Source organism: Pseudomonas sp. ZT5P21, assembly GCF_054897785.1.
In genome coordinates this window covers 5,282,352-5,296,949 of the sequence record NZ_CM142705.1, presented here as the reverse complement: position 1 = coordinate 5,296,949, position 14,598 = coordinate 5,282,352, and the positions used below count along the sequence as shown (strand labels likewise).

General features: G+C 59.9%; 11 protein-coding genes. 8 read left to right on the top strand and 3 right to left on the bottom strand.

Annotated features, from left to right (window positions below; genetic code table 11):
* Positions 1-13 precede the first annotated feature (13 nt).
* Positions 14-784 carry an electron transfer flavoprotein subunit beta gene (gene etfB, locus ACYZT9_RS24680; RefSeq protein ID WP_462007800.1) on the top strand — a complete coding sequence of 257 codons (771 nt, stop codon included), beginning with the start codon at positions 14-16 and terminating at the stop codon, positions 782-784.
* A 955-nt stretch (positions 785-1,739) separates the two neighbouring features.
* Here the strand turns inward: etfB and gbcA are convergent.
* Positions 1,740-3,035 (bottom strand): glycine-betaine demethylase subunit GbcA, encoded by a 1,296-nt coding sequence (gene gbcA / locus ACYZT9_RS24675; RefSeq protein WP_462007799.1) that lies wholly within the window; start codon positions 3,033-3,035, stop codon positions 1,740-1,742.
* A gap of 281 nt (positions 3,036-3,316) precedes the next feature.
* Here gbcA and gbcB point away from each other — a divergent pair, with 281 nt between their 5' ends.
* Positions 3,317-4,417 (top strand): glycine-betaine demethylase subunit GbcB, encoded by a 1,101-nt coding sequence (gene gbcB / locus ACYZT9_RS24670; protein WP_462007798.1) that lies wholly within the window; start codon positions 3,317-3,319, stop codon positions 4,415-4,417.
* Between the two features lie 118 nt (positions 4,418-4,535).
* On the opposite strand, the gene ACYZT9_RS24665 is transcribed toward gbcB, so the two are convergent.
* On the bottom strand, positions 4,536-5,360 hold the full coding sequence (locus tag ACYZT9_RS24665; protein WP_462007797.1) for an SDR family oxidoreductase: 825 nt from the start codon (positions 5,358-5,360) through the stop codon (positions 4,536-4,538).
* A gap of 237 nt (positions 5,361-5,597) precedes the next feature.
* Complete coding sequence (locus ACYZT9_RS24660) at positions 5,598-6,638, bottom strand: threonine aldolase family protein (protein WP_462007796.1); 1,041 nt, start codon at positions 6,636-6,638, stop codon at positions 5,598-5,600.
* Positions 6,639-6,771: 133 nt separating this feature from the next.
* On the opposite strand from ACYZT9_RS24660, the gene ACYZT9_RS24655 reads away from it, so the two are divergent.
* The 6 genes from ACYZT9_RS24655 to ACYZT9_RS24630 all read left to right on the top strand — a co-directional run bounded on the left by ACYZT9_RS24655 (position 6,772) and on the right by ACYZT9_RS24630 (position 14,513).
* A complete protein-coding gene (locus ACYZT9_RS24655; RefSeq protein WP_462010282.1) occupies positions 6,772-7,482 on the top strand; it encodes a TraX family protein in 711 nt (236 codons plus the stop codon).
* Positions 7,483-7,785: 303 nt separating this feature from the next.
* Positions 7,786-9,039, top strand: coding sequence for a serine hydroxymethyltransferase (glyA, locus tag ACYZT9_RS24650; protein ID WP_462007795.1), 1,254 nt, complete (start codon positions 7,786-7,788; stop codon positions 9,037-9,039).
* A gap of 23 nt (positions 9,040-9,062) precedes the next feature.
* Entirely contained in the window at positions 9,063-10,313 is a 1,251-nt protein-coding gene (locus tag ACYZT9_RS24645; RefSeq protein ID WP_427681094.1) for a sarcosine oxidase subunit beta, read from the top strand.
* Between the two features lie 14 nt (positions 10,314-10,327).
* Positions 10,328-10,657, top strand: a complete 330-nt coding sequence (locus ACYZT9_RS24640) for a sarcosine oxidase subunit delta (protein ID WP_253432999.1) — start codon at positions 10,328-10,330, stop codon at positions 10,655-10,657.
* Positions 10,654-13,671 carry a sarcosine oxidase subunit alpha gene (locus ACYZT9_RS24635; protein ID WP_462007794.1) on the top strand — a complete coding sequence of 1,006 codons (3,018 nt, stop codon included), beginning with the start codon at positions 10,654-10,656 and terminating at the stop codon, positions 13,669-13,671. Before ACYZT9_RS24640 ends, ACYZT9_RS24635 begins: the two co-directional genes overlap by 4 nt.
* A gap of 209 nt (positions 13,672-13,880) precedes the next feature.
* Positions 13,881-14,513, top strand: coding sequence for a sarcosine oxidase subunit gamma (locus tag ACYZT9_RS24630; protein WP_462007793.1), 633 nt, complete (start codon positions 13,881-13,883; stop codon positions 14,511-14,513).
* Positions 14,514-14,598: the final 85 nt, after the last annotated feature.

Below are 14,598 nucleotides of genomic sequence, written 5' to 3'. Positions count from 1 at the left end.
GAAGGAAAGGGTTATGAGTACAAAAATCATCAGCCTGGTGTCCATCGGCGCCCACCCGACCTCCGGCCGGCCACGTCGCGCGGAGCAGGATGCGCGAGCGGTGGAACTGGGTCTGCAGCTGGCTGGGGATAACCTGCAAGTGCTGCATGCCGGCAATGTCGCGGAGCCTGCATTGCGCGCGTATCTGGGCATGGGTCTGGAGCAGTTGCATGTGCTGGAACAGCCTTCAGGTGCCGATGCCTTGCCGGCGTTGACCGCGTATTTGCGCGATGCCGGCGTGCAAGTCGTGCTGACCGGCAGCCAGGCCGAAACCGGGGAAGGCTCGGGCATGTTGCCGTTTCTGCTGGCGGAAAGCCTTGGCTGGCCGCTGGTGGTAGGGCTGGCTCAAGTGGAATCCATCGACGGCAGTTCGGCGCTGGTGCTGCAAGCCTTGCCCCGTGGCCAGCGTCGTCGTTTGAAGGTGCGGCTGCCGTTTCTCGCGACGGTGGATAACGCGGCACCGAAACCTCGTCAGAGCGCTTACGGTCCGGCTCGGCGCGGTGTGTTGCAGGCGGATGAAGTCGAAGTGATCGAGGATGAACTGCTGTCCGTCGCGACGCTGCAACCGGCCAAGCCAAGGCCTAAACGCTTGAAGGTGATCAAAGCCAAAAGCGGTGCGGACCGGATGAAAGCCGCGACGGCCAAGGCCAGTGGTGGTGGCGGCCAGGTGCTTAAAGGGCTGAGTGCCGAGGCTGGCGCCGAGGCGATTCTCAAGTTGTTGATCGAAGAAGGCGTGGTCCGCTAGCGGATCACCAGCGCAGATCTAAAAATGTGGGAGCGGGCTTGCTCGCGAAGGCGGTGTGACAGTCGACATTAATATCGCCTGACACACCGCCTTCGCGAGCAAGCCCGCTCCCACAAGGAAAAAGTAAAGACCGTTGAATTTCGTTCGGCCCAGCGCAGTGATGCGCGGGAAATTGCTCGCTTGTTTCAGATTTTACCGATGTTACTCACAATCCCTGTGAGCGCTTCTGTGGATAACGTGTTCGCCCATCGCTGAACGCCATACAAATCAAGCCCTGCAAGCCTTCGTACAAGAAACAACCAGCCTAACTCACGGTTTTTTCGAGGTTTTTCTCCAGAATAACTTTGCTGGCGCAGTCATACTTGCCCACAATCTCTGTTGGCGCATCTGTGGATAAGGTGTTCGCTGTCCGCTACAGGCCATACGAACCGGGCCTTCCAAGTGCATGATTAAAAAATGATCAATTTGCCGCTTTGGAGGGATAAAGTAGTTGATAGCCCAGATTTATCGCGGCTTCTGGCGGTTTTCCACAGATGCGCTGAAGTTGCCCCCAAAGTCTGTTGGCGCTTCTGTGGATAACGTGTTCGTCATCCGCTACAGGTCATGTATTGTGCGGCTTAGAAGCGTTAGATCAAAAAACAACCAATCGTTGTTGAACACCCTGGTTCTGGATAAGTCACGGATTTTCTTCGGTTTCTATGGAGAAATTTATTCGTCATCTCGCACTTGTCCCCATTAGCTGTGGGTGGAGGTGTGGATAACTTGTTTGCTGAAGGCTGGAAGCCACGGAGGGTATAGCGCTGAACGTAATAGATCATATTTCGTACAGTCTTAAAAGAGGGGCCCTTGTAGGAGCGAGCTTGCTCGCGATGGGCGTGAACGATAACGCGTAGAACCATGTGGCCAACGGCGCACTCGGGTTTTTCGCGAGCGAGCTCGCTCCTACTGTGGGCGGTTAGCCTTGGACCGGTACCCCTTTAAGATAAGGCGCAGGCTCAGCCCCCAGGTTGTTCAACAGACGCTCGCTGTACCAGTCCACAAAGTTCACCACACCAAACTCATAGGTCTTGGAGTAAGGCCCAGGCTGGTAAGCGCTGGAGTTGATCCCGCGCTGGTTCTCTTCGGCCAGACGACGGTCCTGATCGTTCGTCGCATCCCAGACCTGGCGCATGCGCTCCACGTCGTAGTCCACGCCCTCGACCGCGTCCTTGTGCACGATCCACTTGGTGGTGACCATGGTTTCCTGAGCGCTGATCGGCCACACGGTGAACACGATGATGTGATCGCCCATGCAGTGGTTCCACGAGTGCGGCAGGTGCAGGATGCGCATCGAGCCCAGGTCCGGGTTCTTGATGCGGCCCATGAGTTTGGCGCAGCCCTGTTTGCCGTCCAGGGTCATTGACACGGTGCCCTTGAGCAGCGGCATGCGCACGATGCGGTTACGCAGGCCGAAGCTGGCGTGGGCGTAAGGAATCTTCTCGGCTTCCCAGGAGGCGGCGGAGGCGGCGACGTGGTCCTTGAACGCCTGGTCGGCGCGCGGATCGGTGACGTCGTCCCATTCCAGCAGGGTCTTCAACAGTTCCGGGTGCGACGCGTTGCAGTGGTAGCACTCGCGGTTGTTCTCCAGCACCAGTTTCCAGTTGGCCTTTTCCATCAAGGTGGTTTGCACCGCCACCTTGGTGTTCTCCATGTCGTACGGTTCCATGTAATGGCTGAGCGTCGACAGGAAGTCATCAATGGCCGGCGGGTTGTCCGCGAGGCTGATGAAGATGTAGCCGCCGGCCGTCTTCACATTCACCGGTTTCAAGCCGTACTGCTTCATATCGAAGTCGGCGCCCATTTCGGTGCCGGCGAACAGCAGGCGACCGTCCAGTTCGTAGGTCCATTGGTGATAGTGGCAGACCAGCTTGGCCACCTTGCCCTTGTCGCTGGTGCACAGCCGCGAGCCACGGTGACGGCAGACGTTGTGGAACGCATGCACCACGCCCTCGGCACCGCGAATCACGATGATCGGGTTTTTGCCGATTTGCAGGGTCAGGTAGTTGCCCTTGGTCGGGATCTCGCAGGTCATGCCAGCGATCAACCACTCTTTCTGGAAGATTTCCTGCATGTCGATATCAAACAGCCGCTCGTCAGAGTAGAACGGCTGCGGCAGCGAGAACGTGCGTTCACGCTCTTGCAGCATCTGCGCGGTGGCCTTGCGTGCGGGTTCCAGCGGATCGCCCAGGCTGATTTTTGCGGTGACGTCCATCGTGTGTTTCCTCAAGGCCATCTGCGTGGCCGCGAAAGTGGCTGATCAGGTTTGCAACGCAAGGTGTAAAGGTTGTGTATTGGTATGGGGCGAGTGTGGGGCCGGCGTTGCCCGGAACCTTATCCATGGGCGACATGGCCCAATCTGTTCCCGACGCGCAACCCCCGGTAGTTGGGGGCTGGTCGCGATAAGTATGTGAATGTCGCAGATAGGTAAATGGGTGGCCTGCGCTATACGCAGAATCGCCAACATAAGGCCGACTATCGGCGGTGGAGAACAGCATGTCCAACAGCTTCCTGAATCCGGTAACCACCCAGACCTGGGCCAATGGTCGACACATCGTCCGTTGCGTCAAAGTCATCCAGGAAACCTGGGATGTGCGCACCTTCTGCTTCATGGCCGACCAGCCGATTCTGTTCTTCTTCAAGCCGGGTCAGTTCGTCACCCTGGAACTGGAAATCGAGGGCGTGCCGGTCATGCGTTCCTATACCATTTCCAGCTCGCCATCGGTGCCTTACAGCTTTTCGGTAACGATCAAGCGCGTGCCGGGTGGCAAGGTTTCCAACTGGCTGCACGACACCCTGCACGAAGGCCAGGAGCTGGCGGTCCACGGGCCGGTCGGGCTGTTCAACGCCATGGACTTCACTGCGCCGAAAGTGCTCTACCTCAGTGGCGGTGTCGGTATCACGCCGGTCATGTCCATGACGCGCTGGTTCTATGACACCAACGGCAACGTCGACATGGTGTTTATCCACAGCGCCCGCTCACCCAAAGACATTATTTATCACCGCGAGCTGGAACACATGGCGTCGCGGATCGACAACTTCAGCCTGCACCTGATCTGTGAGAAACACGGCTTGGGCGAGCCATGGGCCGGTTATCGCGGCTACCTAAACCACAAGATGCTCGAACTGATGGCACCGGACTTTCTCGAGCGCGAAGTCTTCTGCTGCGGCCCGACGCCGTACATGAATGCGGTCAAGCGCATGCTCGAAGCCGCTGGTTTTGACATGAAGCGGTATCACGAGGAATCCTTCGGCGCGACTCCACCGGAAGCCCGTGCCGATGCGGTAGAACAAGCCGAACAAGCGGCGGATGCACCGGAAGTCGACGTGGCGGATCTGCATCAGGTGGAGTTCACCGCCTCCGGCAAGAGTATTCGTGTGGCACCGGGTGAAACCGTCCACGCCGCTGCTGCCAAGCTGGGTCTGTTGATTCCAAAAGCCTGCGGCATGGGGATTTGCGGGACATGCAAGGTGATGAAGCTGGGTGGCGAGGTCGAAATGGAGCACAACGGCGGGATCACTGAAGAAGACGAAGCCGAAGGGTTCATCCTGTCGTGCTGCAGCGTGCCGAAGGGCGACGTGCGCATCGAGTTTTGATACACACCATGGAACCGGGTGGGAGCGGGCTTGCTCGCGAATGTGGTGTGTCATTCAAATCAATATTGACTGATCCGACGCTTTCGCGAGCAAGCCCGCTCCCACAATGGTTCGTGTTTCAATCGACAAACAGGTCCGGCATCAGCTTGTCGTTGCTGTCGGGGTCGAACCGATAGTGGTCGAACTCGGTTATGCCGTTCTCCCGAAGTATTTCCTCATCAATCAGCAACCGCCCGCTGATGCTGCGACCGCTGCTGTCCAGAATCACGTGGGCGGCGTCCGCCATGATCGCGGGTGTGCGCGCATGCTTGAAGGACTCGCGAGAACCCAGCTGAAACTCGATGGCGGCGGTGGCGATCATGGTCTGCGGCCACAGCGAGTTGACGCTGATGCCGTAGTTTTTGAATTCCTCGCTCATGCCCAATGTGAGCATGCTCATGCCATATTTGGTCACGGTGTACGGGCTGTATTGGGCGAACCACTGGGTCGCCAGGTTGAGCGGCGGAGACAGGTTGAGGATGTGGCCGCTGCTCTTCTTCAGGTAGGGCAAGGCAGCCTGACTGCACAGCAACACGGCGCGGGTGTTGATCTGGTGCATCAGGTCAAAGCGCTTGAGCTCGATGTGTTGAACGCCGGTCAGCTTGATTGCGCCGGCGTTGTTGATCAGCGCATCAATACCGCCGAAATGCTCGTTGGCCTGGGCAAGTGCGTCTCGCACCGCGACCTCATCGCGTACATCAACCTGCAAGGCCAGCGCCTTTGCGCCTGCGGCTTCAACTTCCTTCGCAACACTGAAAATCGTGCCCGGTAACTTCGGATGCGGTTCGGCGCTTTTGGCCGCAATCACAATGTTGGCCCCATCGCGCGCGGCCCGCAGCGCGATCTCACGACCAATCCCGCGGCTGGCGCCGGTAATGAACAGGGTTTTGCCTTGTAATGACATGTGTAGGCTCCTGATTATTATTGTCTGAGCGAGTGGAACGGCTCGCCAGTCAATGTAGACCAAGTATTTGTGGCAAGGAGGGCATGCCTTAAGGCCAGTCAGTCAGGACTTGTAAACCGCGATCCTGTGGGAGCGGGCTTGCTCGCGAATGCGTCATATCAGTCAGCATCAATGGCGGATGACAAACCGCATTCGCGAGCAAGCCCGCTCCCACAGGGTTTCATTTCATGTCGGGGATCAGCGGGACATGACTTCGCGAATATCCGCCGCCAATTCCCGCACGCGTTCTTCTTCGGTGTCCCACGAGCACATGAAACGTGCGCCGCCGTTGCCGATGAAGGTGTAGAAGCGCCAGCCCTTGGCGGTCAGCGCGGCGATGGCCGGTTCCGAGAGTTGCAGGAACACGCCATTGGCTTGCACCGGGAACATCAGTTCCACGCCTGGAATGTCACTGACCAGTTCCGCCAGCAACTGCGCGCAATGGTTGGCGTGGCGGGCGTATTTGAGCCAGGCGTCGTTTTCCAGAATGCCGACCCATGGCGCCGAGAGGAAGCGCATCTTCGAGGCCAGTTGGCCGGCCTGTTTGCAGCGGTAATCGAAGTCTTCGGCCAGTTTGTGGTTGAAGAACAGAATCGCCTCGCCTACCGCCATGCCGTTTTTGGTGCCGCCGAAGCACAGCACGTCGACGCCGGCCTTCCAGGTCAGGTCGGCCGGCGTGCAGCCGAGGTACGCGCAGGCGTTGGAAAAACGTGCGCCGTCCATGTGCAGGTTCAGACCCAGCTCTTTGCAGGTGGCGCTGATGGCGCGGATTTCTTCCGGGGTGTAGACACTGCCGACTTCGGTGGCCTGGGTCAGGGTCACGACGCGCGGTTTCGGGTAGTGGATGTCCTGGCGCTTGAGGGCCACTTCGCGGATCGATTCCGGGGTCAACTTGCCGTTCTCGGTGCGAGCGACCAGCAGTTTGGAACCGTTGGAAAAGAATTCCGGAGCGCCGCATTCGTCGGTTTCGACGTGGGCGGTTTCCGAGCAGATTACGCTGTGGTAACTCTGGCACAGAGACGACAGGGCCAATGAGTTGGCCGCAGTGCCGTTGAACGCGAAGAACACTTCGCAGTCGGTGTCGAACAATTTGCGGAATTGATCGGACGCGCGGGCGGTCCATTCATCGTCGCCGTAGGCGCGCTGGTGGCCGTGGTTGGCCTGTTCCATCGCCGCCCAGGCTTCAGGGCAGATACCGGAATAGTTGTCGCTGGCGAATTGTTGGCTCTTATCGGTCATGGCCCTGCTTTCCGTGATCGAGCCGCTTATGGTGAAGCGCCTCGTGGTCAATGATGGTGCGCACTGTACCGAAGATCATCCGGCGAGCGCACAAGATGCGTCTGACAAAAAATTACGAAGACGACGGGCAATTATGCACATGACACAAAGGGATGGGGCACTGGATCTGCTCAAGTGGCTGGCGCTGCTGAGCATGGTGCTCGATCACCTGCGATATGTCGGTTATTCCGTCGATATTCTGTATGTCCCAGGCCGGTTGGCCTTTCCGTGGTTCTGTCTGGCGATGGCGGTGAATGTTTCGCGGGCACGGGAAGTCACACATCAGTGGCGGTATTTGGGCTGGCTGTTGCTGTTCAGTGCGTTAAGCGAAATCCCTTACCGGATATTCATTCCTGATCCCGACACCTTGAACGTATTGCCTACGCTGGCGCTTGGGCTGCTGGTCGCGCGGGGCTGGCAGCAAAAGACGCTGCCATCGCGCCTGCTCGCGGTTGGCGCACTCCTCCTGGCGGCGCTGTTCCCGGAACGTCTGATGTTCGGCTTCTTTGGTGTTTTGCTGCCGCTGGCGATGCTGCTGGTGATCAGGCGTCCCTGGTATTTCAGCCTGTTGCCGGGATTGGTCTGCGTGGCCGCCAATCAATGGGAAGTGCTGTATTACTCCGCCTGGTTTGGTAACAGTGCGGCCGTCCTAGGCATTGCCGTTTGTCTGATCGCGCCATTGCTGGGGCTGGTCTTGTTGCGACATGCCAGCCAATTCAAACCGCCGCCGATGCGACGCTGGGCGTATGCCCTTTATCCCGCGCATTTCCTCGTGCTTCTGGCCCTGCGCCAACTCCTGGCCTGACCCGCCCCTGTGGCGAGGGGATTTATCCCCGTTCGGCGGCGAAGCTGTCGCAATAACTGCTCGCGGGGTATCCCTGAAAGAATGCAGGGGGCCGCTTCGCGGCCCAACGGGGATAAATCCCCTCGCCACAAAAGGGCTTCCTTCTTCCGGCCATTTCAGCCCATGTCGTAAACGCACCTTTGCGTGGCGTCCGTAGGCATTTGACCTGTCTGCGCCGGTCATACCATCACGTCAAAGGGCACTGCCGACAGGTACGTGCCTTACCGAGACGAATGGCGCACCGCCGCCGCTGGGAGAGACGCGATGTTCAGCAAGCAAGACCAGATCCAGGGTTACGACGATGCACTGCTGGCGGCGATGAATGCCGAAGAGCAACGCCAGGAAGATCACATCGAGCTGATCGCGTCAGAGAACTACACCAGCAAACGCGTCATGGAAGCGCAGGGCAGCGGCCTGACCAACAAATACGCCGAAGGCTATCCGGGCAAGCGCTACTACGGTGGCTGCGAGCACGTCGACAAGGTTGAAGCGCTGGCCATCGAACGCGCCAAACAACTGTTCGGCGCCGATTACGCCAACGTCCAGCCGCACTCCGGCTCCTCGGCCAACAGCGCCGTGTACCTGGCCCTGCTGCAAGCCGGCGACACCATTCTGGGCATGAGCCTGGCCCATGGTGGTCACCTGACCCACGGCGCCAAGGTATCGTCCTCGGGCAAACTGTACAACGCCGTGCAGTACGGCATCGACACCAAGACCGGGCTGATCGACTACGACGAAGTCGAGCGCATTGCCGTGGAATGCAAGCCGAAGATGATCGTCGCCGGCTTCTCGGCCTACTCCAAGACCCTCGACTTTCCACGCTTCCGTCAGATCGCCGACAAGGTCGGTGCGCTGCTGTTCGTCGACATGGCTCACGTCGCCGGTCTGGTCGCTGCCGGCCTGTACCCGAATCCGCTGCCTTACGCTGATGTTGTGACCACCACCACTCACAAGACCCTGCGCGGTCCGCGTGGCGGCCTGATCCTGGCCAAGGCCAACGAAGAAATCGAGAAAAAGCTCAACGCGGCAGTCTTCCCGGGTGCCCAAGGCGGCCCGCTGATGCACGTGATCGCCGGTAAGGCAGTGTGCTTCAAGGAAGCGCTCGAGCCTGGCTTCAAGACCTACCAGCGGCAAGTGATCGACAACGCCCAGGCCATGGCCGGCGTATTTATCAAACGCGGCTACGATGTAGTGTCCGGCGGCACTGACAACCATCTGTTCCTGGTTAGCCTGATCCGTCAGGGCCTCACCGGCAAAGAGGCGGATGCAGCACTCGGTCGCGCGCACATCACCGTGAACAAGAACGCTGTCCCGAATGATCCACAGTCGCCGTTCGTGACCTCTGGTCTGCGTATCGGCACCCCGGCGGTGACCACGCGCGGCTTCAAGGTCACCCAATGCGTCACGCTGGCCGGCTGGATCTGCGACATCCTCGACAACCTCGGCGATGCCGATGTCGAGGCCAATGTCGCCCAGCAAGTGACAGCCCTGTGCGCGGACTTCCCGGTTTATCGCTGAGCGCGGTTTTGGAGTAAATGACTATGCAACGCTACTCGGGCTTCGGCCTCTTCAAACACTCCCTCAGCCATCACGAAAACTGGCAGAAAATGTGGCGCACGCCGACCCCTAAAAAGGTCTATGACGTGGTCATCGTCGGCGGTGGCGGGCACGGTCTGGCGACCGCCTACTACCTGGCCAAGGAACACGGCATCACCAACGTGGCCGTGGTCGAAAAAGGCTGGCTGGGTGGCGGTAACACCGCGCGCAATACCACCATCGTTCGCTCCAACTACCTGTGGGACGAATCGGCGCATCTGTACGAACACGCGATGAAACTGTGGGAGGGTCTGTCCCAGGACCTGAACTACAACGTGATGTTCTCCCAGCGCGGCGTCTACAACCTGTGCCACACCCTGCAGGACATTCGTGATTCCGAGCGTCGGGTCAGCGCCAACCGTCTCAACGGTGTGGACGGCGAGCTGCTCGATGCCAAGCAAGTGGCCGACGAGATTCCATATCTCGACTGCTCGAAGAACACCCGCTACCCGGTGATGGGTGCAACCGTCCAGCGTCGCGGCGGTGTGGCCCGTCACGATGCCGTGGCCTGGGGTTTTGCCCGTGCCGCCGATGCACTTGGTGTAGACCTGATCCAGCAGACCGAAGTGATCGGCTTCCGCAAGGAAAACGGCGTGTGCATCGGTGTTGAAACCAACAAGGGCTTCATCGGCGCCAAGCGCGTCGGTGTGGTCACTGCCGGTAACTCCGGGCACATGGCCAAACTCGCCGGTTTCCGTCTGCCGATCGAATCCCACCCGCTGCAAGCGCTGGTGTCCGAGCCGATCAAGCCGATTATCGACAGCGTGATCATGTCCAACGCCGTGCACGGTTACATCAGCCAGTCCGACAAGGGCGACCTGGTGATCGGCGCCGGCATCGATGGCTACAACGGCTACGGCCAGCGTGGTTCGTACCCGGTGATCGAACACACCATCCAGGCCATCGTCGAGATGTTCCCGATCCTGTCGCGTGTACGCATGAACCGCCAGTGGGGCGGCATCGTCGACACCACGCCGGATGCCTGCCCGATCATCTCGAAAACCCCGGTCCCGAACATGTTCTTCAACTGCGGTTGGGGCACCGGTGGCTTCAAGGCAACTCCTGGCTCGGGCAACGTATTTGCCGCGAGCCTGGCCAAGGGTGAAATGCACCCATTGGCCGCACCTTTCTCCATCGACCGTTTCCACAACGGTGCGTTGATCGACGAACACGGCGCTGCTGCGGTTGCCCACTAACAGGAGAAATCCCCATGTTGCATATCTTCTGTCCTCACTGCGGCGAGTTGCGCTCCGAAGAGGAATTCCACGCATCCGGCCAGGCGCACATCCCGCGCCCACTGGACCCGAACACCTGCACCGACGAGGAGTGGGGCGACTACATGTTCTTCCGCGATAACCCTCGCGGTCTGCACCACGAGTTGTGGATTCACGCCGCCGGTTGCCGCCAGTACTTCAACGCGACCCGTGACACCGTGACCTACGAGATTCTCGAAACCTACAAGATCGGCACCAAGCCACAATTCACCGACAAGACCGACAGCCCGAAAGCGGCCGCCACGGCTCTGGGAGAGAAGGTATGAGCCAGATCAATCGCCTGTCCAACGGCGGACGGATCGACCGCAACAAAGTGCTGAGCTTCACCTTCAACGGCCAGACCTACAAAGGCTTTGAAGGCGACTCCCTGGCAGCAGCCCTGATTGCCAACGGCGTCGACATCATCGGTCGCAGCTTCAAGTATTCCCGTCCGCGCGGCATTTTCGCCGCCGGCTCCGAAGAGCCGAACGCGGTGCTGCAGATCGGCGCGACTGAAGCCACGCAAATCCCGAACGTTCGCGCCACGCAACAAGCGCTGTACCAAGGCCTTGTCGCGACCAGCACCAACGGCTGGCCGAGCGTCAACAACGACATGATGGGGATTCTCGGCAAGGTCGGCGGCAAGCTGATGCCGCCGGGTTTTTACTACAAAACCTTCATGTACCCGCAATCGTTCTGGATGACCTACGAGAAGTACATTCGTAAGGCTGCCGGTCTTGGCCGCTCGCCGACTGAGAACGATCCGGACACCTACGACTACATGAACCAGCATTGTGACGTGCTGATCGTCGGCGGCGGCCCGGCTGGCCTGGCCGCTGCATTGGCCGCCGCGCGCAGCGGTGCCCGGGTGATCCTGGCCGATGAGCAGGAAGAATTCGGCGGTAGCCTGCTCGACTCCCGCGAAAGCCTCGACGGCAAACCTGCCAGCGAGTGGGTCGCCAGCGTCATCGCCGAGCTCAAAGACACCCCGGACGTGTTGCTGTTGCCGCGCGCCACGGTCAACGGTTACCACGACCATAACTTCCTGACCATTCACGAGCGCCTCACCGATCACCTCGGCGACCGTGCACCGATTGGCCAGGTTCGTCAGCGCATTCACCGGGTTCGCGCCAAGCGTGTGGTGCTGGCGACCGGCGCTCATGAGCGTCCGCTGGTTTACGGCAACAACGACGTACCGGGCAACATGCTCGCCGGCGCTGTCTCGACATACGTTCGTCGCTACGGTGTGGCACCGGGCAAGAAACTGGTGCTGTCGACCAACAACGATCACGCTTATCGCGTAGCGCTGGATTGGCTCGATGCCAGCCTGCAAGTGGTGGCGATTGCCGACGCTCGCAGCAATCCGCGCGGGGCGCTGGTGGAAGAAGCCCGCGCCAAAGGCATTCGCATCCTGACCGGCAGCTCCGTGATCGAGGCTCGTGGCACCAAGCGTGTGACCGCCGCCCGCGTTGCCGCAATCGATGTGAAGGCCCACGCCGTGACCAGTCCTGGCGAGTGGCTCGAATGCGATCTGATCGCCAGTTCCGGCGGTTACAGCCCAGTGGTTCACCTGGCTTCGCACCTCGGTGGCAAGCCGATCTGGCGTGAAGACATCCTCGGTTTCGTACCGGGTGAAGCACCGCAGAAACGCGTGTGCGTTGGTGGTATCAACGGCGTCTACGGCCTCGGCGATTCGTTGGCCGATGGTTTTGAAGGCGGTGCCCGTGCCGCCAGCGAAGCCGGTTTCAGTGTGGTCGAAGGCACCTTGCCGAAAGCCCTGAGCCGTCTCGAAGAACCGACCCTGGCGCTGTTCCAGGTGCCGCACGAGAAAAACTCCGCCCGTGCGCCAAAGCAGTTCGTCGACTTCCAGAACGACGTCACCGCCGGTGGTATCGAACTGGCGACCCGCGAAGGCTTCGAGTCGGTCGAGCACGTCAAGCGCTACACCGCGCTGGGCTTCGGCACCGATCAGGGCAAGCTCGGCAACGTCAACGGTCTGGCCATCGCCGCCCGTTCGCTGAACGTGACCATCCCGCAGATGGGCACCACCATGTTCCGTCCGAACTACACGCCCGTGACTTTTGGCGCTGTGGCCGGTCGTCACTGTGGGCACATTTTCGAACCTGTACGCTTCACCGCGCTGCATCACTGGCACGTGAAGAACGGCGCCGAGTTTGAAGACGTCGGTCAGTGGAAGCGTCCATGGTACTTCCCGAAAAACGGTGAAGACATTCACGCCGCCGTGACACGCGAATGCAAAGCCGTGCGTGACAGCGTCGGCCTGCTCGACGCTTCGACCCTCGGCAAGATCGACATTCAAGGCCCGGATGCGCGTGAGTTCCTCAACCGCATCTACACCAACGCCTGGACTAAGCTCGACGTGGGCAAGGCCCGTTACGGCCTGATGTGCAAAGAAGATGGCATGGTCTTCGACGACGGCGTCACCGCCTGTCTCGCCGACAACCACTTCGTAATGACCACCACCACTGGCGGCGCTGCACGTGTGTTGCAATGGCTGGAAATCTACCAGCAGACCGAATGGCCAGACCTCAAGGTGTACTTCACTTCCGTGACGGATCACTGGGCAACCATGACCCTGTCCGGGCCGAACAGCCGCAAGCTGCTCAGCGCAGTCACCGACATCGACCTGAGCAACGAAGCCTTCCCGTTCATGACCTGGAAAGAAGGCCTGGTCGGCGGTGTGCCGGCGCGGGTGTTCCGGATTTCGTTTACCGGTGAGCTGTCGTACGAAGTCAACGTGCAAGCCGACTACGCCATGGGCGTGCTCGAGAAAATCGTCGAGTCCGGCAAGCCGTACAACCTGACGCCGTACGGCACCGAGACCATGCACATCCTGCGGGCCGAGAAGGGCTTCATCATCGTCGGTCAGGACACTGACGGCTCGATGACCCCGGACGACCTGAACATGGGCTGGTGTGTCGGTCGCACCAAACCGTTTTCGTGGATCGGCCAGCGCGGCATGAACCGCGAAGACTGTGTGCGTGATCAGCGCAAACAGCTGGTGGGCCTGAAACCGATCGACCCGACCAAATGGCTGCCGGAAGGTGCGCAGTTGGTGTTCAACACCAAGCAGACGATTCCGATGACCATGGTCGGCCACGTTACTTCCAGCTACTTGCACAACTCCCTCGGCTATTCGTTTGCCATGGGCGTGGTCAAGGGTGGCTTGAAGCGGATCGGTGAGCGGGTGTTCGCACCGTTGGCCGATGGCAGCGTGATCGAGGCGGAAATCGTTTCTTCGGTGTTCTTCGATCCGAAAGGTGATCGCCAGAACGTTTAAGTGGCCTCGGGGCCTGTGGGCGCGCCGCTAAACCGCGTTGTCTGCATCGTCGGATCGCCGCCCGGAGCAAGCTCGCTCCCACAGGATTTGAAGTCGCCAGGAAAGTTTGTGTCAGGCATCAATCCACGGTGGGAGCGAGCTTGCTCGCGATGGCGGCAGGACTGCCACCACAAGAGCCAGAACCAACAGAATTCAGGAACAGGTGCTTTATGACCGCAGCCAATGTTTACCAACAACGCCCAACCACCGGGGCCAAGGCCGAGTCGTCGCTGCATCATGCCGACCTCGCCAGCCTCGTGGGCAAGGGCCGTAAAAACGCCGGCGTGATCGTGCGTGAGAAAAAACTCCTCGGCCACCTGACCCTTCGAGGCGATGGTCATGATGCGGCGTTTTCCGCCGGCGTACACAAAGCCCTCGGCATCGAATTGCCGGGTGCCCTGAGCGTCATCGTCAAAGGCGAAACCAGCCTGCAATGGATGGGCCCGGATGAATGGCTGCTGATCGTGCCGACGGGCGAAGAATTCGCCGCCGAGCAAAAACTCCGCGAGGCGCTGGGTGACCTGCACATCCAGATCGTCAACGTCAGCGGCGGCCAGCAGATCCTCGAACTGAGCGGCCCGAACGTGCGCCAGGTGCTGATGAAATCCACCAGCTATGACGTGCACCCCAACAGCTTTCCAGTGGGTAAGGCCGTTGGCACCGTGTTCGCCAAGTCGCAACTGGTGATCCGCCACACCGCCGAAGACACCTGGGAACTGCTGATCCGCCGAAGCTTCTCGAATTACTGGTGGTTGTGGTTGCAAGATGCGGCGGCCGAGTACGGCCTGAGCGTTCAGGCGTAATAATCGCTCACACCTGTGGCGAGGGGATTTATCCCCGTTCGGCTGCGAAGCAGTCGTAAAACCATTGCCTGCGGTCTGCCTGATA

What these genes read in the sequence shown, in the direction of transcription:
- etfB (WP_462007800.1), top strand. Translation starts at nt 14, where the DNA reads ATGAGTACAAAAATCATCAGCCTGGTGTCCATCGGCGCCCACCCGACC.
- gbcA (WP_462007799.1), bottom strand. Translation starts at nt 3,035, where the DNA reads ATGGACGTCACCGCAAAAATCAGCCTGGGCGATCCGCTGGAACCCGCA.
- gbcB (WP_462007798.1), top strand. Translation starts at nt 3,317, where the DNA reads ATGTCCAACAGCTTCCTGAATCCGGTAACCACCCAGACCTGGGCCAAT.
- ACYZT9_RS24665 (WP_462007797.1), bottom strand. Translation starts at nt 5,360, where the DNA reads ATGTCATTACAAGGCAAAACCCTGTTCATTACCGGCGCCAGCCGCGGG.
- ACYZT9_RS24660 (WP_462007796.1), bottom strand. Translation starts at nt 6,638, where the DNA reads ATGACCGATAAGAGCCAACAATTCGCCAGCGACAACTATTCCGGTATC.
- ACYZT9_RS24655 (WP_462010282.1), top strand. Translation starts at nt 6,772, where the DNA reads ATGCACATGACACAAAGGGATGGGGCACTGGATCTGCTCAAGTGGCTG.
- glyA (WP_462007795.1), top strand. Translation starts at nt 7,786, where the DNA reads ATGTTCAGCAAGCAAGACCAGATCCAGGGTTACGACGATGCACTGCTG.
- ACYZT9_RS24645 (WP_427681094.1), top strand. Translation starts at nt 9,063, where the DNA reads ATGCAACGCTACTCGGGCTTCGGCCTCTTCAAACACTCCCTCAGCCAT.
- ACYZT9_RS24640 (WP_253432999.1), top strand. Translation starts at nt 10,328, where the DNA reads ATGTTGCATATCTTCTGTCCTCACTGCGGCGAGTTGCGCTCCGAAGAG.
- ACYZT9_RS24635 (WP_462007794.1), top strand. Translation starts at nt 10,654, where the DNA reads ATGAGCCAGATCAATCGCCTGTCCAACGGCGGACGGATCGACCGCAAC.
- ACYZT9_RS24630 (WP_462007793.1), top strand. Translation starts at nt 13,881, where the DNA reads ATGACCGCAGCCAATGTTTACCAACAACGCCCAACCACCGGGGCCAAG.